The sequence below is a fragment of the Streptomyces sp. NPDC048196 genome, from assembly GCF_040652715.1.
Lineage (GTDB): Bacteria > Actinomycetota > Actinomycetes > Streptomycetales > Streptomycetaceae > Streptomyces > Streptomyces siderophoricus.
Map to the genome: position 1 here is coordinate 18,793 of NZ_JBEZMM010000026.1, position 21,060 is coordinate 39,852.

A 21,060-nucleotide genomic window follows, 5' to 3' on the forward strand; every position below is an offset into this window, starting at 1 on the left:
CGGTTCCTCATCCATCAGCGAACCGTCACCCTCCGGCGACATGGCGCCGCCGATGGAGGCAATGAGGTCGATGACGGCAAGGAACGCAATGAGAGACAGCGCGGTCCCCACCCCGCCCGAGATGTCGACCCCGCCCGAGATATCGACCTCACCCGAGATGTCGACCCCGCCTGAGGTGTCGAACCCGCCCCAGGCGTCGGTCCCGCCTGAGGTGCCGAACCCGGCAGAGGTGCCGAACCCGGCAGAGGTGTCGAACCCGCTCCAGGTGTCGACGCCGCCCGAGATCCGCGAACCCGCCCACGCCCCTCTCGCCCACGTGGTGCGCGGCGGCATCATCGAGGGCGTCCACCACGGCTCGGTCGTGGTGCTGGCCGCCGACGGGAGCGTGCAGTTCCAGGCCGGCGACATCGAGGCCGCCTTCTACCCGCGCTCGGCCCTCAAGCCGCTCCAGGCCGTCGGCCTGCTCCGCGCGGGCCTGCCGCCCCTGGACGACGAGGCACTGGCCCTCGCCGCCGCCAGCCACTCCGGCGACGAACGCCACCTGGCCACCGCCCGTCGCATGCTCGCCACCGCCGGCCTGACCGACGACGCCCTGCGCAACGTCCCCGACCTGCCGTACGGGCCCGCCGAACGCGACGAGTGGCTCCGCCGCGGCCTGGGCCCCACCCGCCTCACCCAGAACTGCTCGGGCAAGCACGCCGCAATGCTGTTGACGACCCTGGCCCGCGGCTGGCGACCGGACACCTACCTCGACCCGGACCACCCGCTACAGCGGGAGATCGCCGCGACGGTCGAGGACCTCACCGGCCAGCGCATCGCCCGCGTCACCGTCGACGGCTGCGGCGCCCCGCTCTTCGCGGTCTCCCTGCATGGCCTGACCCGGGCCGCCACCCGGCTCGGGACGGCCGCCCCCGACACCCACGAGGGCCGGGTCGCGCACGCCATGCGTACCCACCCCGAGATGGTCTCCGGTGCCGACCGGGACACCGCCCGACTGGTGCGCGCGGTCCCCGGGCTGCTCGCCAAGGACGGCTTCGAGGGCGTTCAGATCGCGGCACTACCGGACGGGCGGGCCGTCGGCGTGAAGATAGCCGACGGCGCCGACCGCGCCCGGATGCCCGTGACGGCGGCTGCCTTGGCGCGCTGCGGTGTCGACCCGGACGTCCTCGCCGACTTCGCGGCCACACCGGTCATCGGGGGCGGCGCACCGGTCGGGGCGCTGCGGGCGGCGGGGGCCCTGTCCATGCCCGCTTCGCCCATGCCCACCTAGCCCATGCACGCTTCGGCTTCCGCTCCGGCTTCCACTTTCCCCTCCACCTCCATCTCCGCTTCTACCTCCGCTTCCTAGACCTTGTCCGCTGTCCCTGCACCCCCTGTCCCATTGGTGCCCGCTCTCTGGCTGTCTCCTGCTGCGCCTGCCTGCGCCCGCCTGCTCCTGCCTCCTGACGCCTCCTCATACCCCGGCAACGATTACGGAGCGTGATTCGTTCCCGAATCGGTCACTCTCTGTGATGAAATCCTCCCCCGGTCCTGCCTGGTTTACGCCCGCGGCGGCCTGGGTCCGTACATCCCTGCTTCCCTACTCCACTCCGCCCTGCTCCCCTGCTCCACTCCGCCGAAGGACGTTTTTTCGTGACTGCCGTGACTGCTGCTACTGATCACCGTTGGGAACACGATCTGTTGGGGGATCGGGAGATACCTGTTGAGGCCTACTGGGGTGTGCATACGTTGCGGGCCGTGGAGAACTTTCCGATCAGTGGGATGGCGATCTCTGCCTATCCGCATCTGATCAATGCGCTGGCTGCCGTCAAGGAGGCTGCGGCGCGGGCCAACCAGGATCTGGGGCTGCTCGATCGGGAGCGGGCGGAGGCGATTGTGGCTGCCTGCCGCGAGATTCGGGTGGAGGGGCGGCTGCATGAGCAGTTCGTGGTTGACGTGGTGCAGGGGGGTGCCGGGACCTCGACGAACATGAACGCCAATGAGGTGATCGCCAATCGGGCGTTGGAGATCCTCGGTCATGCGAAGGGCGATTACGCCCGGCTGCACCCGAACGAGCATGTCAATCTTGGGCAGTCGACGAACGATGTGTACCCGACCGCGGTCAAGGTCGCCACGATCATGGCGGTGCGGGAGCTGGTCGATGCGATGGGTGTGTTGCGGGCGAGCTTTGCCGCCAAGGCGGACGAGTTCCGCGAGGTGCTGAAGATGGGGCGGACGCAGCTCCAGGATGCGGTGCCGATGACGCTGGGGCAGGAGTTCTCCGCGTACGCGGTGATGCTGGAGGAGGACCAGAGCCGGCTGGCGGAGGCCGTGCTGCTCATCCACGAGATCAATCTCGGTGCGACGGCCATCGGTACCGGCCTCAATGCGCCCCGGGGGTACGCCGAGGCGGCTCGCGGGCACCTTTCGGCCATTACCGGGCTGCCGCTGGTGACCGCGGCCAATCTCGTGGAGGCGACGCAGGACTGCGGGGCGTTCGTCCATCTCTCCGGCGTGCTGAAGCGGATCGCCGTCAAGCTCTCCAAGAGCTGCAACGACCTGCGGCTGCTGTCGTCCGGGCCGCGGGCGGGCCTGGCGGAGATCAACCTCCCGCCGGTACAGGCCGGTTCGAGCATCATGCCGGGCAAGGTCAACCCGGTGATCCCGGAGGTCGTCAACCAGGTCGCCTTCGAGGTGATCGGGAACGACGTCACCATCACGATGGCCGCCGAGGCCGGGCAGCTCCAGCTCAACGCCTTCGAGCCGATCATCCTGCACTCGCTCTCCGAAAGCATCACCCACCTCGGGGCCGCCTGCCGGACGCTGGCCGAACGGTGCGTGGACGGGATCACCGCGAACACCGAAACGCTCCGGGCGAGCGTGGAGAATTCGATCGGGCTGGTCACCGCGCTCAACCCGCACATCGGGTACACGGCGGCGACCGCGATCGCCCAGGAAGCCCTCGCCACCGGGCGCGGGGTTGCCGAACTCGTACTGGAGCAGGGCCTGTTGCCCGCCGAGCGGCTCGCCGCTCTGCTGCGGCCGGAGGAAGTGGCGGGCACGGGACGGCTGTGAGGCGCAGCCCCCGTCGACGGCGATGACGACGGCGACAGCGACAGCCACAGCGATTGTGAGGGTGACGGTGACCAGCGCGTCCGGCCCAGCCTGACCTGGCCCAGCCTGACCTGGCCCGGCCCGGCTCCGGCCCGGCATCGTCGGCGACGCCCGTACGGTCGCCCGCCGGCCGCGGCCCCATTGCGGGCTGCAGCCACATCACCCGCGCGGCCACATCACCCGCTCGGCCACCTCACGGCCGGCCCGCCCGGCACCCGGAACCCCACCCCGGAATCACCCCGTACCCGGAAGAACCCCGTCCCGGAGCCGCGCTCCCCGGGTGCGTGGATCAGAATCGTGTACAGGGGTCCTGCGGGGCTCCGTACACGAGATGCTTCGGAGAGTCGGAGAGAGGGATCGCATGCGTATCGCGCTGTGCCAGATGACGGCGTCCACCGAGCCGAAGGAGAACCTCGCGGCCGTGCAGGACCACGTGCGGCGGGCGGCGCGGGAGGGGGCGCGGCTGGCGGTGTTGCCCGAGGCGTCCATGGTGCGGTTCGGGGTGCCGTTGGGGCCGGTGGCGGAGCCGCTGGACGGGCCGTGGGCCGAGGGCGTGCGTGCGGTGGCCCGGGAGACGGGGGTGACGGTGGTGGTGGGCATGTTCACCCCGGCGCCTGAGGGGCGGGTCGCCAATACGCTGCTGGCGACCGGGCCCGGGGTCGAGGAGTCGTACGACAAGATCCATCTGTATGACGCGTTCGGGTTCCGGGAGTCCGACACGGTGGCTGCGGGCAGTCGGGTGGTGACCATCGACGTGGAGGGCGTCCGGGTGGGTCTGGCGACCTGCTACGACCTGCGGTTCCCGGAGCTGTTCCGGGCGCATGCGGATGCCGGGGCGACGGTGTCGGTGCTGCCCGCTTCCTGGGGTGCGGGTCCCGGCAAGCGTGCGCAGTGGGATCTGCTGGTACGGGCCCGCGCGCTGGATGCGACGGTGTGGCTGGCGGCGGTCGGCCAGGCCGCGCCCGACCCGCAGGCCGACCCCGAGGTGCCGACGAAGGTGCCGACCGGTGTCGGGCGCAGTGCGCTGGTCGGTCCGGACGGTACGGTGCGGGCCCAACTGGGCGGTGCGCCCGAGCTGTTGGTGGCGCAGCTGGACACGGAGGAGACGGCGCGGGTGCGGCGTGCGGTCGCGGTGCTGGACAACCGCCGGCTGTAGCGGGGGTCGGTAGCAGATCCGTAGCAGGTTCGTAGCAGTCGGTGGCAGGTCGGTAGCAGGCCCGTAGCCGTCGGTAGGTGTGGCAGCCGCCTCCCACCCGCTCGCCGGGGGGCGGCTGTCAGGCCGAAGGCCCACGGCCGCGGCCCCCTCCTCCTCTTGGCCCGCACCCCTCGCCCCGCACGCGCACCCCGGACCCGCACCCCGCCCCCGTACGCCCTCGCCCGTCCCGGCTCGGGCCCGGGCGGACCCCCCTCCGTTCACCCGAAAGGTCGGGCCCATCTCCTCATCGCACAATGGCAGTTGACGGGCCGTCACGCAGCCCCAGTCGGAGGTGTTCGACGTGGTAGAGGGCTTGGTCGAGGAGTTCGGCGACGTGGTGGTCGTAGAGGGCGTAGACGATGGAGCGGCCGTTGCGTTCGCCGGTGACGAGGCCGAGGTTGCGGAGCAGGCGGAGTTGGTGGGAGCAGGCGGACTGTTCCATGCCGACGGCGGTGGCGAGGTCGCCGACGGCGCAGGGGCCTTCCTGGAGGCGGGCGAGGATGCGTAGCCGGGAGGGGGTGGAGAGGGCCTGGAGGGTGGCGGCGACGTCGGCGGCGCCTACGGCGTCGAGTCGTTCGCGGGTGGTTGTGGTGCTTTTGTCGTCCATTCCGTGACCCATGGGGTCATCCTAGCGATGAGACATGAAGACCTCTTCATTCGTTTCTGGTGGCCGGCACGAGGTTCAGCCCGCGTCCTCCCGCACCATGTCCGCGCACTTCTCGCCGATCATCATGGTGGTGATGCAGGGGTTGACGGTGACGAGTTCGGGCATGACCGAGCCGTCCGCGACCCTGAGGCCGGTGACGCCCTTGACCCGCAGTCGGGCGTCGAGGGGTGCCGTGGTGTCGTCGGCGGCGCCCATCTTCACCGTGCAGGAGGGGTGGTAGACGGTGTTGTGGGTGGTGCGGATGTAGTCGAGGAGTTCGTCGTCGGTGCGGACGTCGGGGCCGGGGGCGAGTTCGGCGCCGGTCCAGTCGGCGAGTGCGGGGCGGGCGGCGATCTCCCGGGCCAGCCGCAGGCCGTGGGTCATGACCCGGATGTCGTGTTCGTGGGTGAAGTAGCGCGGGTCGACCCGGGGCTTGTCGCGGAAGTCGCGGGTGCGGAGCCGGACGGTGCCGCGGGAGCGGGCGCGGGTGACGTTCGGGGTGAGGCAGAAGGCGTTCTCGGAGGTCGGGTAGCCGTGCCGGGCGGTGTTCAGGTCGAAGGGCACCGAGCCGTAGTGGAACATCAGGTCCGGGCGGTCGAGGCCGGGTTCGGTGTCGGCGAAGATGCCGATCTCCCACCACTGGTTGGAGGCGGTGACCATGGGCTGCTGTGCCTGCCACATGATGACGCCCTCGGGGTGGTCCTGGAGGTTCTCGCCGACGCCGGGTGAGTGGACGCGGACGTCGATGCCGAGGTCGCGGAGGTGGTCGGCGGGGCCGATGCCGGAGAGCATCAGCAGTTTGGGGGTGTCGATGGAGCCGCAGGAGACGATGGTTTCGCGGCGGGCGCGGACCGTGCGGGTGTGGATCAGGTCGGGGTCGAGGTAGGCGACGCCGGTGCAGCGCCGGTCGTCGTCGATGAGGAGGTGCTTGGCGCGGATGCCGGTGCGTACGGTGAGGTTGGGGCGGTTGCCCATGACGGGGTGCAGGTAGGCGACCGAGGAGGACTGGCGGATGTTGTTCTCGTCGGAGTTGATCTGGAACCAGTGGGCGCCGCGGAGGACGGTCCGGCCGGTGTTGAAGGGGGTGGTGGGGATGCCGCTCTGGGCGCAGGCTTCGAGGAGGGCGGTGCCGCAGGGGTCGGTGGGTTTGATGGTGCGCAGGGTGACGGGGCCGGTGCGGCCGTGGTGGTCGCCGGGTGCGTCCTTGTTCTCCAGGCGCCGGTAGAGCGGGAAGGTGTCGCGGGCGCCCCAGCCGGTGCATCCGTTCGCCTCCCAGCCGTCGAGGTCCTCGGCGGGGGCCCAGAAGGCGATGCAGGAGTTGTGCGAGGAGCAGCCGCCGAGGACCTTGGCGCGGGCGTGCCGCATGAAGCTGTTGCCGTTCTCCTGGGGTTCGACCGGGTAGTCCCAGTCGTAGCCGGATTCCAGCAGTGCCATCCAGCGTTCCAGGCGCAGGATGTTGTCGTCGCCGACGTCGCTGGGGCCGGCCTCCAGGACGCAGACGGTGACGGTGGGGTCCTCGCTGAGGCGGGCGGCGACGACGTTTCCCGCGGTGCCGCCGCCGACGACGACGTAGTCGAACTCCGCGTTTTCCATGGGGTGTTGTCCTCCCGGGGCAGGGCGGTCAGTCGGTGGCGGTGACGGTGAGGTGGGGGTCGGTGGCGTCGGTGGTGCCGGTCGCGGTGCGGTCGGTGGTGGCGGCGTGTTCGGCGAGGACGCCGGTGCGGTGGCGTTGGACGCCCCAGTAGTAGGCGAAGCCGCCGACGGCGACGGCGCCGACGAACAGCACGGCTCCGTAGCGCAGGTACCAGTGGTGCGGCGGGGTGGCGTTGTAGACGGCGTCGCGGGGCCAGGCGAGGTTGACGATCATGCCGGCGCCCCAGAGGACGGCGAGGACGTTGACCGGCAGGCCCCAGCGGCCGAGGGTGAACCGTCCGCCGCCGGCCGGTGTCCAGCGGCCGCGGAGTCTGGCGATCAGCATCGGGCCGGTGACCAGCAGATAGGCCAGGTAGATCATGATGATGCCGATGCTGGTGACGACGGAGAAGATCTGCGGCTGGCGGATGTTGAGGAGCAGTACGCCGAGGGAGAGCACCCCGACGATGACCGCGGGCAGGACCGGTGTCCGGAAGCGTGGGCTGACCTTGGCCATGAGGGAGGCGGCGGGGAGGTTGTTGTCGCGGGCCATGGCGAACGCCAGCCGGATGGCGGCGGTGTGCACGGCGAGCGCGCAGACGGTGACCGCGATGAGGACGCACCACAGCATGGCCTTGCCGCCGGTGTCGCCCAGGACGTCGAGGACGACGTACTGGAGCCCGTCGGTGGTCAGTCCCTTACCGTTCAGGCTGCTCACGCTCATCATGGCGAGCAGCAGGATGAGTCCGCCGAGTACGAACGAGGCGATCAGGGCGCGGAGGATGGCGCGGGGGGCGTTGCGGGACGGGTCGAGTGATTCCTCGCCGAGTGAGGCGGCGGTGTCGAAGCCGTACATGACGTAGGCGGAGGCCAGCGAGGCGGTGAGGAAGGCGCCGAGGTAGCCGAGGGGCTGGCCGGCGCCGGCGTGGTGGGTCTGGAGGACGACGTCCGGGCCGCGGACGACGTGGACGGCGAACAGCACGATCAGCACGACGGTGGCGATGAGTTCGATGAAGACGCCGGCGGTGTTGATGCGGGCCATGAGTTTGACGCCGAAGGCGTTGACGAGGGTGGTGAAGAGGATCAGTACGGCGGCGAGGAGGACGCCGTTGGTGGCGGTGTCGTAGGTGCCGGTGCCGTCGCCGATGAACTGGAAGGCGGCGGAGATCTTCGGCAGGGTGAGCTGGTAGGCGAGTGCCACGGCGGAGAGCGAGACGATGGAGGCGACCAGCATCATCCAGCCGGCCAGCCAGCCGATGTGCGGGTTGCCGAGTTTCTTCGCCCAGTTGTAGACGGAGCCGGCGACGGGGTGGCGGGCGGCGAGTTCGGCGAAGGACAGGGCGATCATCAGCTGGCCGGCGAAGACGAGGGGCCAGGACCACCAGTAGGCGGGTCCGCCGATGCCGTAGCCGAAGTAGAAGAGCTGGAAGGTGCCGGTGAGGATGGAGATGTAGCTGATGCCGGCGGCGAAGGTGTGGAAGTTGCCGAGGGTGCGTTGGAGTTCGGGGCGGTAGCCGAATTCGGTGAGTCCGGTGTCGTCCGGTTCGGTGCCGGTGGCCTGCGGTGCGGTTTGCGGCTGTGCGGTGGTTCTTGCGGATGGTGCGTCGGGTGAGCTCAAGGGCCTTCCTCCTCAGTCGAACCAGTGCGCCGGCGCGGGTGCCGTGTTGCGCCAGATGTGTTTGGTTTCCCGGTACTCCGCCAGGCCGCCGGGGCCGAGTTCGCGGCCGGTGCCGGACTGTTTGAAGCCGCCCCATTCCGCCTGCGGGAGGTAGGGGTGGTAGTCGTTGATCCATACGGTGCCGAGGCGCAGGGCGGCGGCGACGCGGTCGGCGCGGGCCTGGTCGGTGGTCCAGACGGCGCCGGCGAGTCCGTAGACGGTGTCGTTGGCGAGCCGTACCGCTTCGTCCTCGTCGGTGAAGCGTTCGACGGTCAGCACGGGGCCGAAGGACTCCTCGCGGACCACGGTCATGGCGGACCGGCAGTCGTCGAGGACGGTGGGCAGGTAGTAGTGGCCGTCGGCGAGGTGGGGGTCGTCGGGGCGGGTGCCGCCGCAGCGGAGCACCGCGCCTTCGGCGATTCCGGTGGCGACGTAGGCCTCGACCTTGGCGCGGTGGGCGGCGGAGATCAGCGGTCCGGTGCGGGCGTGGGTGTCGAAGGGGCCGCCGGGGCGGATCAGCCGGGCGCGGCGCACGATCTCGTCGACGAAGCGGTCGTGCAGGGTGTCCTCGACGAGCAGCCGGGCGCCCGCCGAGCAGACCTGTCCGGAGTGCAGGAAGACGGCTGTCAGGGCGTGGTCGACGGCGGTGTCGAAGTCGGCGTCGGCGAAGACGATGTTGGGGTTCTTGCCGCCGAGTTCGAGGGCGACGCGTTTGACGGTGCCGGCCGCGGCGGCCATGATCCGCCGGCCGGTGAGCAGTCCGCCGGTGAAGGAGACCATGTCGACGTCGGGGTGGTCGGTGAGCGGGGCGCCGGCTTCGGGGCCGGTGCCCAGGACGAGGTTGGCGACGCCGTCGGGGAGGCCGGCCTCCTGGAGCAGCCGCATCAGGTGGAGGGCGGTGTGCGGGGTGAGTTCGCTGGGTTTCAGTACGAAGGTGTTGCCGGCGGCCAGGGCGGGTGCGACCTTCCAACCCGTCTGCAGCAGGGGGTAGTTCCAGGGGGTGATCAGGGCGCAGACGCCGATGGGTTCGTGGACGATGCGGCTGTCGATGCCGGGGGTGCCGGGGTCGGGCAGCCGGCCGTCCTCGGTGCCGGCCAGCCGTCCGAAGTAGCGGAAGCAGGCGGCGACGTCGTCGATGTCGGTTTCGCTCTCGGCCAGGCGTTTTCCGGTGTCGAGGGATTCGGCGCGGGCGAGCGCGGCCCGGTCGCGTTCGAGGTGGCCGGCGACGCGGAGCAGCAGGTCGCCGCGGGTGGCGGCCGGGGTGGTGGGCCAGGGGCCGTGGTCGAAGGCGTGGCGGGCGGCGGCGATCGCGTCGGCGGTGTCCTTGCCGCCGCCCTCGTCGACGACGGCGACGAGGCTGCCGTCGGCGGGGCAGCGGATCTCGCGGGTCCGCTCGTCCCGGGGGGTGGTCCAGCGGCCGCCGATGAACAGGTCAGGCACCGTCGGCCCCCAACTGCTCAAGGAGCCAGCTGTGGAAGATGCCGATGTGGTGTTCGGTGGGGACGAGGACGCCGCCGGAGCGGTAGGCGCGGGACGACATGGCGGGCTGGGTGCGTTCGCAGGCGGCGAAGTCCTGGGCGTTGACGCGGTGGAAGAGTTCGACGGACCGGGACACGTCGGCGCCGGAGGCGATGACGTCGGGTGCGTAGAGCCAGTCGCATTCGACGACCGTGCGGTCCTCGGCGAGCGGGAACATGCGGTGCACGATGACGTGGTCGGGCACGAGGTTCACGAAGACCGTGGGTTTGACGGTGAGGGCGTAGTAGCGGCGGTCCTGGTCGTCGGGGACGTCGGGGAGTTTGCCGAAGCCCTCGCTGCCGTCGACGGTGAAGCCCTTGACGCCGTCGCCGAACTCGGCGCCGTGGCCGACGTAGTACTGGGCGGCGTAGCCGTCGGCGAACTCCGGGAGGACTTCGGTGAGTTCGGGGTGGATGGTGGCGCAGTGGTAGCACTCCATGAAGTTCTCGACGATGAGTTTCCAGTTGGCCCGTACGTCGTAGGTGAGGCGTTTGCCGAGGGCGAGGCGTTCGGTGCCGTAGTGGTCGATGGCGGCCACCTCGCCGAGCCGTTCGACGGCCGCGCCGATCACGGTGTCCTCGAAGGAGGGGGGTTCGTCGGCCAGGCACACCCAGGCGTAGCCGAGCCATTCGCGCAGGGCGACCGTGACGAGGCCGTAGGTGGTGCGGTCGACGTCGGGCATCTTGGTGAGGTTGGGGGCGGCGATCAGCTTGCCGTCGAGGTCGTAGGTCCAGGCGTGGTAGGGGCATTGGAGGGTGCGGCGGACCTGGCCTTCGGTTTCGGTGCAGAGGCGGGCGCCGCGGTGCCGGCAGACGTTGAGGAAGGCGCGCAGTCGGCCGGTGCGGGAGCGGGTGATCAGGACGTTCTCGCGGCCGACCTGGACGGTGCGGAACGCTCCGGGCCGGTCGAGGTCGGCGGAGCGGACGGCGCAGAACCACATGCGCTCGAAGATCCGCTCCTGTTCGGTGCGGAAGAGCGCGGGGTCGGTGTAGTAGTGGCCGGGGAGCGTGGCGATGAGGCTCGGTGGCAGGGGGAGCGTCGTCACGGGCGGACTCCTCAGACGGCGGGCGCGGCGGGATGGCGGCGCGGGTCGAACGGCTCGGTGGGGTTCGTGGTGGTGCGGTCGAGGACGCGGGCGTGGTGTGTGGGAGACGCTGCGGGCAGCGGTGTCTGCTAGCGGCGGATGCGGGTCATCTTCGGGTCGAACAGCGGTTCGTCGGCGACGGTGGCGGGGAGCTTCTCGCCGAAGTACTCGATGTGTACGCCGGTGCCGGTGGTGAGGTGGGCGGGGAGCCAGGCGTAGGCGACGCAGCGGCCGAGGGTGTGGCCGTAGGCGGCGCTGGTGACGTAGCCGGCGGGTGTGCCGTCGACGAGGACGGGTTCCTTGCCGAGGACGACGGCGGCCGGGTCGTCGAGGAGCAGGGCGGTCAATGTCCGTTGTGGGGGCGGGAGTTGTTCGAGGGCGGTGCGGCCGAGGAAGTCGCCGCGGTCCATCCGGACGGCGAAGCCGAGGCCGGCTTCGTACGGGGTGTGCTCCTCGGTCATGTCGTGGCCCCAGGAGCGGTAGCCCTTCTCCAGGCGCAGGCTGTTGAACGCCGCCCGGCCGGCCGCGATGACGCCGTGCTGCGCTCCGGCTTCCCAGAGGGTGTCCCAGAGGCGGAGGCCGAGGTCGGCGGTGGTGTAGAGCTCCCAGCCGAGTTCGCCGACGTAGCTGAGGCGCAGGGCGGTGACCGGGACGTGGCCGAGGTAGGTCTCCTTGGCGCGGAAGTAGCCGAACGCCTCGTGGGAGAAGTCGTCGCGGGTCAGCGGCTGGACCAGGTCGCGGGCGAGCGGGCCCCATACGCCGATGCAGCAGGTGCCGGAGGTGATGTCACGCAGGTGCACGTCGGCGGGTGCGTGGCGCTGCAACCAGGCGAGGTCGGCGGGTGAGTTGGCGCCGACCTGGAAGCGGTCGGGGGCGAGCCGGGCGACGGTGAGGTCCGAGCGGATGCCGGCCTTCTCGTCGAGGAGCAGGGTGTAGGTCACCGCGCCCGGCTTCTTCGCGAGGTTGTTGGTGGTCATGCGCTGGAGGAAGGCGAGCGCGCCGGGGCCGGTGACCTCCAGGCGGCGCAGCGGGGTCATGTCGTACAGGGCGACCCGCTCGCGGGTCGCCCTGGCCTCGGCGGCGGCGATGGGTGACCAGTGGCGGGCCGACCAGGGGTCGCGTTCGGGGGTGTCGGTGACGAGGTGGGCGTTGGCGTGGAACCAGTGCGGGCGTTCCCAGCCGCCGCCTTCGAGGAAGTGTGCGCCGAGTTCCTGCTGGCGGGTGTGGAAGGGGCTGACGCGCAGCGGGCGCGGCTGCTCCATGGGCTGGAGGGGGTGGATGACGTCGTAGACCTCGATGAACTGCCGGGAGCCGCGGTCGTGGACGTAGGCGGGGGAACGCTGGGCGTCCTCGAAGCGGTGCAGGTCGCATTCGTGCAGGTCGGTCGTGGCGTGGCCGTCGACCATCCATTCGGCGACCGCTTTGGCGACGCCGGCGGAGTGGGTCACCCAGACCGCTTCGGCGAGCCAGAAGCCGCCGAGTGTGCCGGCTTCGCCCAGGAGCGGCATGCCGTCGGGGGTGAAGGAGAAGACGCCGTTGAAGCCCTTTTCGATGTCGGTGTGGCGCAGGGCGGGCATCAGCCGGCGGCTGTCCTCCCAGCTCGGGGCCCAGTCGTCCGTGGTGAACGGGAACGAGGACGGCATGTCCATGTTGCGGGCGCGTGCCTCGTCGTAGGGGAGGACGGTGAACGGGTCGACGGGCAAGGGTCGGTGGGCGTAGCTGCCGATGCCGATGCGGTCGGTGTGCTCGCGGAAGTACAGGTCGCGGTCCTGGAAGCGGAGGATGGGCTTCGAGGCTTCGGTGCGGGGGTCGTTGGCGCCGGCGAGTTCCGGCAGCGGCTTGGTCCTCGCGTACTGGTGGGCGAGCGGGAGGAGGGGGACGTCGACGCCGGCCATGCGGCCGATCACCGGGCCCCAGAAGCCGGCCGCGGAGACGACGTGGGTGGCGGGGAAGGTGCCGCGGTCCGTGATCACGCCGGTGACGCGGCCGTCGGCCTGTTCGATGCCGGTGACGGTGTGGCGGTCGAGGAAGCGGGCGCCGCGCTGCTGTGCGCGGTCCATCTGGGCGCGGGCGGCGAGGACGGCGCGGGCCAGGCCGTCGTCGGGTGTGTGGAAGCCGCCGAGGATCATGGCTTCGTCGAGGAGGGGCCAGAGTTCCTTGCAGCGGCGTGGGGAGACCAGTTCGCCGTGTACGCCCCAGGAGGCGGCCCAGCCGGCCTTGCGGTGCAGGTCGGCCCAGCGTTCGGGGGTGGTGGCGAGTTCCAGGCCGCCGACCGGGTTGAAGCAGGACAGGCCGTCCACCTGTAGGGCGGAGAACTTCTCGACGGTGTAGCGGGCGAAGGTGGTCAGGGTCTTGGAGGGGCTGGTCTGGAAGACCAGGCCGGGGGCGTGGGAGGTGGAGCCGCCGGGGGCGGGCAGCGGGCCCTGGTCGAGGACGGTGACGTCGGTCCAGCCGCGGGCGGTGAGTTCGTCGGCGAGGGAGCAGCCGACGATGCCGGCGCCGATGATGACGACGCGGGCGTCGGTGGTGGGGTGGGCCGGGGTCACAGGATCACCACCGATCGCAGGACCTCGCCGCGGTGCATCTTCTCGAAGGCGGACTCGACCTCGTCGAGGGTGATCCGCTCGGTGACGAAGGCGTCGAGGTCGAGGCGTCCGCCGAGGTGGCGGTCGATGAGGACGGGGAAGTCGCGGCTGGGCAGGCAGTCGCCGTACCAGGAGGACTTCAGGGCGCCGCCGCGGCCGAAGAGGTCGATGAGCGGCAGTTCGATCGTCATGTCCGGTGTGGGGACGCCGACCTGGACCAGGGTGCCGGCCAGGTCGCGCATGTAGAAGGCCTGCCGGTAGGTCTCGGGGCGGCCGACGGCGTCGATCACGACGTCCGCGCCGTGGCCGCCGGTGAGTTCCCGTACGGCCTCGACGGGGTCGGTGCGGCGGGAGTTGACGGTGTGGGTGGCGCCGAAGCGGGTGGCGCCGTCGAGTTTGCGTTCGTCGATGTCGACGGCGATGACCCGGCGGGCTCCGGCGATCGAGGCGCCGGCGATCGCGGCGTTGCCGACGCCGCCGCAGCCGATGACGGCGACGGTGTCGCCGCTGCCCACCTGCCCGGTGTGGACGGCGGCGCCGTAGCCGGCCATCACGCCGCAGCCGATGAGTCCGGCCGCTTCGGGCCGGGCGGCGGGGTCGACCTTGACCGCCTGTCCGGCGGCGACCAGGGTCTTCTCGGCGAAGGCGCCGATGCCGAGGGCGGGGCTGAGCGGGGTCCCGTCCACCAGGGTCATGGGCTGGGTGGCGTTGCGGGAGTCGAAGCAGTACCAGGGGCGGCCGCGGCGGCAGGACCGGCAGGTGCCGCAGGGGGCGCGCCAGGCGAGTACGACGAAGTCGCCCGGGGCAAGATCGGTGACGCCGGGGCCGACGGCTTCGACGATTCCGGCGGCCTCGTGGCCCAGGAGGAAGGGGAATGCGTCGTTGATCGCGCCGTCCCGGTAGTGCAGGTCGGTGTGGCAGACTCCGCAGGCCTGTACGGCGACGAGTGCCTCGCCGGGGCCGGGATCCGGCACCAGGATCGTCCGGAGCTCGACGGGTGCGCCTTGTTTCGCCGCGACGACGGCATGGACTTCGTGTGGCATGCCCTACCCCTCAGTGTTGCGCAGTGCACGACTGGTTGCGCGATGAGAGACATAGTGGGAACGCCGTCTCGGCACCGTCAAGGGGTGCGGGCCAGCTGTTCGTAAAAGGCTCCTCAGGCGTCCGGAAACGGCGGCGGGGCCGGAGCTGTGCGCTCCGGCCCCGCCGCCGTCCGCTGCCCGTCAGCGGCTCAACAGGCGTATCCCATACGGCGGGAGAGCTCCTCGGCCGCGGAGACGGTGCCCTTGACGACCTCGGGCAGCCGCTCCTCGTCCAGCCGGTACGCGGGCACGGACACGCTGATCGCCCCGATCACCGAGCCGTCGTGCGCGCGCACCGGTGCCGCGACCGCGCGCAGTCCCAGCTCCAGCTCCTCGACCGCCGTCGCGAACCCGCGCTCGACGACCTCCTTGAGCTGGCGGCGCAGTTCCTCGGGCGAGGTGACCGTGCGCTCGGTGAGCCGGGGCAGTTTCCGGCCCAGGACGGCGTCCTGGACCGGTGCCGGCTGGTAGGCCAGCAGCGCCTTGCCGCTGGAGGTGGCGTGCAGCGGGGTGCGCCGGCCGAGCCAGTTCTGCGCGGTGACCGAGGCCGGGCCGCGCGCCTGCATGATGTTCACCGCGGCATCGCTCTCCAGCACCGCGATGTTGACGGTCTCCCCGAGCTCGTCGGCCAGTTGCCGGCAGACCGCGGCGCCCTCCTGGGAGATGTCCAGCCGGACGGCGGCCGCGCCGGCCAGCCGCAGCACCCCGGCCGCGAGGAAGTACTTGCCGCGCTCCTGCTCCTGGCCGACCAGGCCGCGGCTCTCCAGCACGCCGAGCAGCCGGAACGCGGTCGATTTGTGGACGCCCAGTTCGTCGGCGACCTCGGTCACCCCGGCCTCGCCGTGCCGGGCGAGGATCTCCAGAACGGTCACCGCGCGGTCCACCGACTGCACGGCGCTGGCGGGTCCCTTCGACGGCTTGCCGTCCGTCAGCCCCTCCACGATGTCCGTCATGTGTTGGTTCTCACCACCTGGCCACCCGGTCGCGGGTCCGAAATTGAACGGTCGGCAATTCCGGGGAGCGCTTGACGCGCCCGTCCCCGGTCTGGATTCTGTTGCGCATAGCGCTCCATCGTGCGCAACACGAAACTCGATGATACCGAAGAGTAACAGGGGGGTCCTGTGATTCCTGTCTGCCACCTTGCCGACCTGCCCGCAGGCGAGTCCGTACGCATCGACACCGCACCTCCGATCGCCGTCTTCAACGCCGACGGGCAGCTGTACGCCATCGACGACACCTGCACCCACCAGGACGCCTCGCTCGCCGACGGCTGGCTGGAGGGGTGTCTGGTCGAATGCCCGCTGCACGCCGCTTCATTCGATCTCCGCACCGGTGCGCCCACCTGCCTGCCCGCCCGCCGGGCCGTACGGACCCATCCGGTCACCGTCGAGGACGGCATGATCTACGTGCACCACGTCGCCGAGGAGGGCACCGCCGCATGAAGTCGGTCGCTGTCATCGGGGCCTCGCTGGCGGGTCTGTACACCGCCCGGGCCCTGCGCGCCGAGGGGTTCGACGGTCGGCTGGTCATCGTCGGGGACGAGCACCACCGCCCCTACGACCGGCCGCCGCTGTCCAAGGACTTCCTCACCGGCACCACCGGCCAGGACCAACTCGCCCTGACCGACGCCGAGGAGAGCGCCGAACTCGACGCCGAGTGGCTGCTCGGCACCCGGGCCACCGGCCTGGACACCGCCGCCGGCGCGGTGCTGCTGGACCACGGCCGGCCGCTGACCACCGACGGCGTGGTCCTGGCCACCGGCGCCGCCCCGCGCCGCCTCCCCGGCCCGGCGCCCGCCGGAACCCACACCCTGCGCACCCTCGACGACGCCCGCGCGCTGCGCGCCGACCTGACCCGGGGCCCGGTCCGCGTCGTCGTCATCGGCGCCGGATTCATCGGGGCCGAGGTCGCCTCCTCCTGCGCCGCCCTCGGCCATGACGTCACCGTGGTCGAGGCCGCCCCGCTCCCGCTCCTGCCGCAACTCGGCGCGGAGATGGCCCGGCTCTGCACCGCACTGCACGCGGACCACGGCGTCACCCTGCTGACCGGTACGGGCGTGGCCGGGCTGCCCGGTGCCGGCGCCGGCCCCCGCGTCACGTCGGTCGAGCTGTCCGACGGCCGCCGGCTGCCCGCCGACGTGGTGGTGGTCGGCATCGGCGTCCGACCGCACACCGACTGGCTCGCCTCGTCCACATTGCCCCTCGACGACGGCGTGGTCTGCGACGCCGGCTGCGTCACCGCACTGCCCAACGTCGTCGCGGTCGGCGACGTCGCCAGGGTGGCCGGCGTCCGGGCCGAGCACTGGACCAGCGCGACCGAACAGGCCACGGTCGCCGCCCGCAACCTCCTCGCCGGCCGCACGGTCACCACCCACCGGGCCCTCCCCTACTTCTGGTCCGACCAGTACGGCGTCCGCCTCCAGTTCGCCGGCCGCCGCGGACCCCAGGACACCCCGCGGATCCTCGAAGGCTCCCCCGACGACCGCAGCTTCCTCGCCTGCTACGAACGCGACGGCCGCACCACCGCGGTGCTCGCCCTCAACCGCCCGCGGCCCTTCATGCGACACCGCGGCGAACTCGCCCGCGCCGCCCAGCCGCTGTGACACCGGCGCGAACTCCCTGGTCGCGCTGGTGCGCCTGTGGCGCACGAGGTTAGGTTTCCCCTACCAACCGTGACGTATGGAGGAGCAGGCCTGTGATCGCGCACGACGAGGTGTTCATCCAAGGACGCTGGCGACCTGCCGTCGGGACGGATTCCATCGAGGTCGTCAACCCCGCCGACGAACAGGTCATCGGGACCGTTCCGGCCGGTTCCGCGGCCGACGTCGACGCCGCGGTCGACGCCGCCCGTTCGGCCCTTCCCGGGTGGGCGGCCACCGCCCCCGCCCGACGTGCCGCCTTACTGACGGCGCTGTCCGACGAACTGGCCGCCCGGCAGGACGACATGGCCGCGCTCATCACCGCTGAAGTGGGCACCACCATCGGCTTCTCGCGGAGGGTGCAGGCCGGTCTTCCCGTCACCGTGACGCGCCTGCACGCCGAGCTCGTGGCCGGCTTCGCCTTCGAGGAGCAGGTGGGCAACTCCCTGGTGCTGCTGGAGCCCGTCGGGGTCGTCGGCGCCATCACCCCGTGGAACTACCCGCTGCACCAGATCGTCTGCAAGGTCGTGCCCGCCCTCGCCGCCGGCTGCACGGTCGTGCTGAAACCCGCGGAACTCACCCCGCTGTCGGCCCAGATGTTCACCGAGTGCGTCGCGGCCGCGGGCTTCCCCGAGGGGGTTTTCAACCTCGTCACCGGCACGGGGACGGACGCCGGGGAGGCACTGGTGCGCCACCCCGGGGTCGACATGGTGTCGTTCACCGGTTCCACCGCTGTCGGCAGGCACATCGGGTCCGTCGCCGGCGCCGCGGTGAAACCCGTCGCCCTTGAGCTCGGCGGGAAGTCCGCCAATGTCATCCTCCCCGGAGCCGACCTCGCCCAGGCCGTCCGCGCCAACGTCGCCGACGTCATGCGCAACGCCGGGCAGTCCTGCAACGCCCTGACGCGCACGCTGGTGTGCGCCGAGGACTACGAAGAGGCGGTGCGCATCGCCGTCAAGGAAATCGCCGCCTACCGTCCCGGTGATCCGGCCGATCCCGATTGCCGCCTGGGTCCGGTGGTGAGCGGCGCCCAGCGGGAAAGGGTTCGCGACCACATCCGCAGGGGCCTGGCGGAAGGCGCCCGACTTGTCGCGGGTGGCCCTGAGGCTCCCGAAGACCTCGACCAGGGTTTCTACGTCCGTCCCACCGTCTTCGCCGACGTCACTCCCGAGATGAGCCTCGCGCGGGAAGAGATCTTCGGCCCCGTGCTCTCGTTCATGAAGTACGAGGACGAGGAGGAGGCCCTGCGCATCGCCGATGACTCCGACTACGGCCTCGCGGGGTCCGTCTGGGCGGCCGATCAGCAGCAGGCGATCGCCTTCGCGCGCGCGATGCAGTGTGGCCAGGTGACCGTCAACGGCGGCGCGTACAACCCCCTCGCCCCCTTCGGCGGATACCGGCAATCGGGCATCGGCCGAGAACTCGGCACGCACGGCCTGCGGGAATTCCTGCAGACGAAGTCGCTCCAGCTCTGAAACCGTTGACCGGGCGAACGCCTGCCTCGTACGGCGCACGGAGCGCCGTGGGCGACTGCGAGGCAGGCGGTTCGGAGGGGCCACCTCCGGCCGGGCGGACCGGCCCCCGGGAGGTTCCCGCGGTCAGGCGTCCTTGAGCTGGCGGGTGGCGGCGTCGACGGTCTGGGTGAGGAGGGTGGCGATGGTCATGGGGCCGACGCCGCCGGGGACCGGGGTGATCAGGGAGGCGCGGGTGGCGGCCGAGTCGAAGTCGACGTCGCCGATGTTGCCGGGGTTGTAGCCGGCGTCGATGACGACCGCGCCGGGCTTGATGTGGTCGGCGGTGAGGAGGCGGGGCCGGCCGACCGCGGCGATCAGGACGTCGGCCTGGCGGGTGAGGGCGGCGAGGTCGGTGGTGCGGGAGTGGCAGTACGTGACGGTGGCGTTGCGGCCGAGCAGCAGCATCCCGACCGGCTTGCCGAGGATCGCGCTGCGGCCGACCACGACGGCGTGCTTGCCGGCCAGTTCGACGCCGTAGTGGTCGAGCAGCCGGAGGATCCCGCCGGGCGTGCAGGAGGCGAAGCCCTCGGCGCCGAAGCTCATGGTGGCGAAGGAGTGGTAGGTGACGCCGTCGACGTCCTTCTCGGGGGCGATGGCCTCGAAGGCGGCGCGCTCGTCGATGTGCGGGCCGACCGGGTGCTGGAGGAGGATGCCGTGCACCTCGGGGTCCTGGGAGAGCGCGGTGAGGGTGTCGACCAGTTCGCCGGTCGTGGTGGTGGCCGGCAGGGCCACGTGCCGGGAGCGGATGCCGGCCTTCTCGCAGCGGTTGCGCTTCATCCGGACGTACGTCACCGAGGCGGGGTCCTCCCCCACCAGGACGGTCGCCAGGCACGGGGTCCGGCCGGTCTGCTCGGTGAGGGCGGCGGCGCGCTCGGCGGCCTGCTCGACGATCCGGCGGGCCGGCGCGGTGCCGTCCATGAGGCGGGCGGTCGGGGACATCGGGTACTCCTGGGCGTCGTCGTGGATCGCCCAGGCGCGCGGCAGTGGCCGTGACGGCCGGGCCGCTCCCCGGTGGTACTCCACCCAAGCGCCAGTCACGGCCCGCCGTCCACTCTAGACGACGTCCCACCCGTACGGGTGAGGAGCCGCGGGGGGCCGAGGCTCGGCGGGTCAGGTGGCTCCGTGTCCCGGGGCGGACAGGGGCGGGGTGGTGGGCGTGGTGGCCTCCCACTGGCTGAGGATGCCGTCCCAGTCGTGCTGGGCGGCGGTGATGGCGTTGGCGTCCCAGGTGGGGGGCGCGGAGGACGCCGGCGGGGGCTCGTACCCGGGGTACTCCTGGACGTCCTGGTATCCGGTGTAGTGCTCGTGCCCGTGCTGGAGCTGCTGACCGTGCTGACCGTGCTGGAGGGTCTGAACGGTCTGGGTGGTCTGGGTGTCGTGCGGGTGCTGGTGGGCCTGGTGGCCGTGGTGATTCTGGTGGGGCTGGTGGGTGGGGTACTGGTGGTAGCCGGTGGACGTGCCCGGGGCGGCGTACTGGGCGGGGTGGGGGTGGGCCGTCGCGTAGGACTGGTACTGCTGGTACGGCTGCTGTTTCCAGGTGTCGTGTTCGTACTGCTCCCACGCGGGCCGGTCGGCGCGTTCGCGCCAGGCGGTCGGGCCGGTATCGGTCGGCGGGGAGGGCTGGAGGGTGGCCATTCTCCGGTGCCGGCCGGTGCGGTCGGGCGGCGCGGCCGGGGCGGGGCGGGTCTCCGTGGACAGTTGCTGGGCGCGGGCGACCAGGAGCCGTACGTCCAGGCCGAGTTCGGTGGCGAGCGCGGTGAGGTCGACCCCGGTGTGCCAGCTGGTCATCAGGACCGCGTCGAGGGCCGGCGCCCAGGCCGGGTCGTGGGTGACCGGGGACGCGCCGGTCTGTCCGGCGGTGGTGCCGGGCGTGGTCCCGGTGGGTGCGGGCCGGTCCGCCGCGGGCCGGTCCGTGGCGGCCTGCGCCGGGGCGGGGCGGGTGGCGGTCGGCGCGGCGGCCGGCTGGGCGGGGGACGGCTCGCGTACCGTGGTCTGCTCCCGCGCCGGGGTCTGTTCGGCGAGCAGGCTCTTGGCGACCGCGCGGGCGTCGTCCTTGCCCACCGTGCGGCGGGCCAGCCGCACTTCGCGCTCGTCCAGGCCGAGCAGGTCCGCCACCACCGCGTCGCTGCCGACGGTCACGGCGAAGGCGGCCAGGGTCCGGGACCGGCGGGCCTCGGCCTCGTCGAGGAGTCCCTGCGTCCGGCGGACCTCGTCATCGCTGCTGCAAAACGCCTGTGCGAGTACCGCGTGGCGCTCCCACAACTCCCTCGGTTCCATGACAGCGACAACGTTTTTTCGTCCGGATTGGACCGCTTCCCGGCCATAGATCACTGCATGAGGTGATATTCGCGGGGTTTAACCCCATGCCTGCGGGACTCCTGTGCGGGCAGCCGCAAAAATACGCAGTGACCCCAGG

The 21,060-nt window shown here is 71.5% G+C and carries 16 protein-coding genes and 1 riboswitch; of the genes, 6 read left to right on the forward strand and 10 right to left on the reverse strand.

All coding sequences use genetic code 11. The annotated features are described in order from the left end of the window. Positions 1-88 precede the first annotated feature (88 nt). The 3 genes from AB0E02_RS23700 (at position 89) to AB0E02_RS23710 (ending at position 4,249) form a co-directional block, all read left to right on the forward strand. Positions 89-1,270 (forward strand): asparaginase, encoded by a 1,182-nt coding sequence (locus AB0E02_RS23700; protein WP_362142378.1) that lies wholly within the window; start codon positions 89-91, stop codon positions 1,268-1,270. 371 nt (positions 1,271-1,641) lie between these two features. Next, the gene (gene aspA, locus AB0E02_RS23705) at positions 1,642-3,054 is read left to right on the forward strand and encodes an aspartate ammonia-lyase (RefSeq protein WP_362142501.1); all 1,413 of its coding nucleotides are present in this window, start codon (positions 1,642-1,644) and stop codon (positions 3,052-3,054) included. Positions 3,055-3,454: 400 nt separating this feature from the next. Next, a complete protein-coding gene (locus AB0E02_RS23710) occupies positions 3,455-4,249 on the forward strand; it encodes a carbon-nitrogen hydrolase family protein (RefSeq protein ID WP_362142380.1) in 795 nt (264 codons plus the stop codon). Between the two features lie 283 nt (positions 4,250-4,532). On the opposite strand, the gene AB0E02_RS23715 is transcribed toward AB0E02_RS23710, so the two are convergent. The 8 genes from AB0E02_RS23715 to AB0E02_RS23750 all read right to left on the reverse strand — a co-directional run bounded on the left by AB0E02_RS23715 (position 4,533) and on the right by AB0E02_RS23750 (position 15,445). Next, entirely contained in the window at positions 4,533-4,907 is a 375-nt protein-coding gene (locus AB0E02_RS23715; protein ID WP_362142382.1) for a metalloregulator ArsR/SmtB family transcription factor, read from the reverse strand. Positions 4,908-4,970: 63 nt separating this feature from the next. Then, the gene (locus tag AB0E02_RS23720) at positions 4,971-6,527 is read right to left on the reverse strand and encodes a GMC family oxidoreductase N-terminal domain-containing protein (RefSeq protein WP_362142384.1); all 1,557 of its coding nucleotides are present in this window, start codon (positions 6,525-6,527) and stop codon (positions 4,971-4,973) included. A gap of 28 nt (positions 6,528-6,555) precedes the next feature. Continuing rightward, complete coding sequence (locus AB0E02_RS23725) at positions 6,556-8,184, reverse strand: amino acid permease (protein ID WP_362142385.1); 1,629 nt, start codon at positions 8,182-8,184, stop codon at positions 6,556-6,558. A 12-nt stretch (positions 8,185-8,196) separates the two neighbouring features. Then, positions 8,197-9,663: an aldehyde dehydrogenase family protein gene (locus AB0E02_RS23730; RefSeq protein WP_362142387.1), complete on the reverse strand. Its 1,467-nt coding sequence runs from the start codon at positions 9,661-9,663 to the stop codon at positions 8,197-8,199. Beyond that, positions 9,656-10,786 carry an aromatic ring-hydroxylating dioxygenase subunit alpha gene (locus AB0E02_RS23735; protein WP_362142389.1) on the reverse strand — a complete coding sequence of 377 codons (1,131 nt, stop codon included), beginning with the start codon at positions 10,784-10,786 and terminating at the stop codon, positions 9,656-9,658. The genes AB0E02_RS23730 and AB0E02_RS23735 overlap by 8 nt, the downstream gene beginning before the upstream one ends. A 128-nt stretch (positions 10,787-10,914) precedes the next feature. Further along, positions 10,915-13,371, reverse strand: a complete 2,457-nt coding sequence (locus AB0E02_RS23740) for an FAD-dependent oxidoreductase (RefSeq protein ID WP_362142391.1) — start codon at positions 13,369-13,371, stop codon at positions 10,915-10,917. Beyond that, positions 13,368-14,453, reverse strand: coding sequence for an S-(hydroxymethyl)mycothiol dehydrogenase (locus AB0E02_RS23745; RefSeq protein WP_362142392.1), 1,086 nt, complete (start codon positions 14,451-14,453; stop codon positions 13,368-13,370). Before AB0E02_RS23745 ends, AB0E02_RS23740 begins: the two co-directional genes overlap by 4 nt. Before the next feature lie 188 nt (positions 14,454-14,641). Further along, positions 14,642-15,445, reverse strand: a complete 804-nt coding sequence (locus tag AB0E02_RS23750; protein ID WP_362142394.1) for an IclR family transcriptional regulator — start codon at positions 15,443-15,445, stop codon at positions 14,642-14,644. Between the two features lie 168 nt (positions 15,446-15,613). Between AB0E02_RS23750 and AB0E02_RS23755 the strand changes: the two genes are divergently transcribed. The 3 genes from AB0E02_RS23755 to AB0E02_RS23765 all read left to right on the forward strand — a co-directional run bounded on the left by AB0E02_RS23755 (position 15,614) and on the right by AB0E02_RS23765 (position 18,605). Further along, a complete protein-coding gene (locus AB0E02_RS23755) occupies positions 15,614-15,934 on the forward strand; it encodes a bifunctional 3-phenylpropionate/cinnamic acid dioxygenase ferredoxin subunit (protein ID WP_030411057.1) in 321 nt (106 codons plus the stop codon). After that, positions 15,931-17,094 (forward strand): FAD-dependent oxidoreductase, encoded by a 1,164-nt coding sequence (locus AB0E02_RS23760; RefSeq protein WP_362142396.1) that lies wholly within the window; start codon positions 15,931-15,933, stop codon positions 17,092-17,094. The genes AB0E02_RS23755 and AB0E02_RS23760 overlap by 4 nt, the downstream gene beginning before the upstream one ends. A 92-nt stretch (positions 17,095-17,186) precedes the next feature. Further along, a complete protein-coding gene (locus AB0E02_RS23765) occupies positions 17,187-18,605 on the forward strand; it encodes an aldehyde dehydrogenase family protein (protein WP_362142398.1) in 1,419 nt (472 codons plus the stop codon). Positions 18,606-18,728: 123 nt separating this feature from the next. Here the strand turns inward: AB0E02_RS23765 and AB0E02_RS23770 are convergent, their stop codons facing one another. Both AB0E02_RS23770 and AB0E02_RS23775 read right to left on the reverse strand, forming a co-directional pair. After that, positions 18,729-19,583: a tetrahydrofolate dehydrogenase/cyclohydrolase catalytic domain-containing protein gene (locus AB0E02_RS23770; RefSeq protein WP_362142400.1), complete on the reverse strand. Its 855-nt coding sequence runs from the start codon at positions 19,581-19,583 to the stop codon at positions 18,729-18,731. Between the two features lie 21 nt (positions 19,584-19,604). After that, positions 19,605-19,692: riboswitch (ZMP/ZTP riboswitch) on the reverse strand. A 62-nt stretch (positions 19,693-19,754) separates the two neighbouring features. Then, on the reverse strand, positions 19,755-20,921 hold the full coding sequence (locus AB0E02_RS23775) for a hypothetical protein (protein ID WP_362142402.1): 1,167 nt from the start codon (positions 20,919-20,921) through the stop codon (positions 19,755-19,757). Between the last annotated feature and the right edge of the window lie 139 nt (positions 20,922-21,060).

Coding starts and splice junctions, on each gene's coding strand:
- AB0E02_RS23700 (WP_362142378.1), top strand. CDS start 89: ATGAGAGACAGCGCGGTCCCCACCCCGCCCGAGATGTCGACCCCGCCC.
- AB0E02_RS23710 (WP_362142380.1), top strand. CDS start 3,455: ATGCGTATCGCGCTGTGCCAGATGACGGCGTCCACCGAGCCGAAGGAG.
- AB0E02_RS23715 (WP_362142382.1), bottom strand. CDS start 4,907: ATGGGTCACGGAATGGACGACAAAAGCACCACAACCACCCGCGAACGA.
- AB0E02_RS23720 (WP_362142384.1), bottom strand. CDS start 6,527: ATGGAAAACGCGGAGTTCGACTACGTCGTCGTCGGCGGCGGCACCGCG.
- AB0E02_RS23745 (WP_362142392.1), bottom strand. CDS start 14,453: ATGCCACACGAAGTCCATGCCGTCGTCGCGGCGAAACAAGGCGCACCC.
- AB0E02_RS23750 (WP_362142394.1), bottom strand. CDS start 15,445: ATGACGGACATCGTGGAGGGGCTGACGGACGGCAAGCCGTCGAAGGGA.
- AB0E02_RS23760 (WP_362142396.1), top strand. CDS start 15,931: ATGAAGTCGGTCGCTGTCATCGGGGCCTCGCTGGCGGGTCTGTACACC.
- AB0E02_RS23770 (WP_362142400.1), bottom strand. CDS start 19,583: ATGTCCCCGACCGCCCGCCTCATGGACGGCACCGCGCCGGCCCGCCGG.
- AB0E02_RS23775 (WP_362142402.1), bottom strand. CDS start 20,921: ATGGAACCGAGGGAGTTGTGGGAGCGCCACGCGGTACTCGCACAGGCG.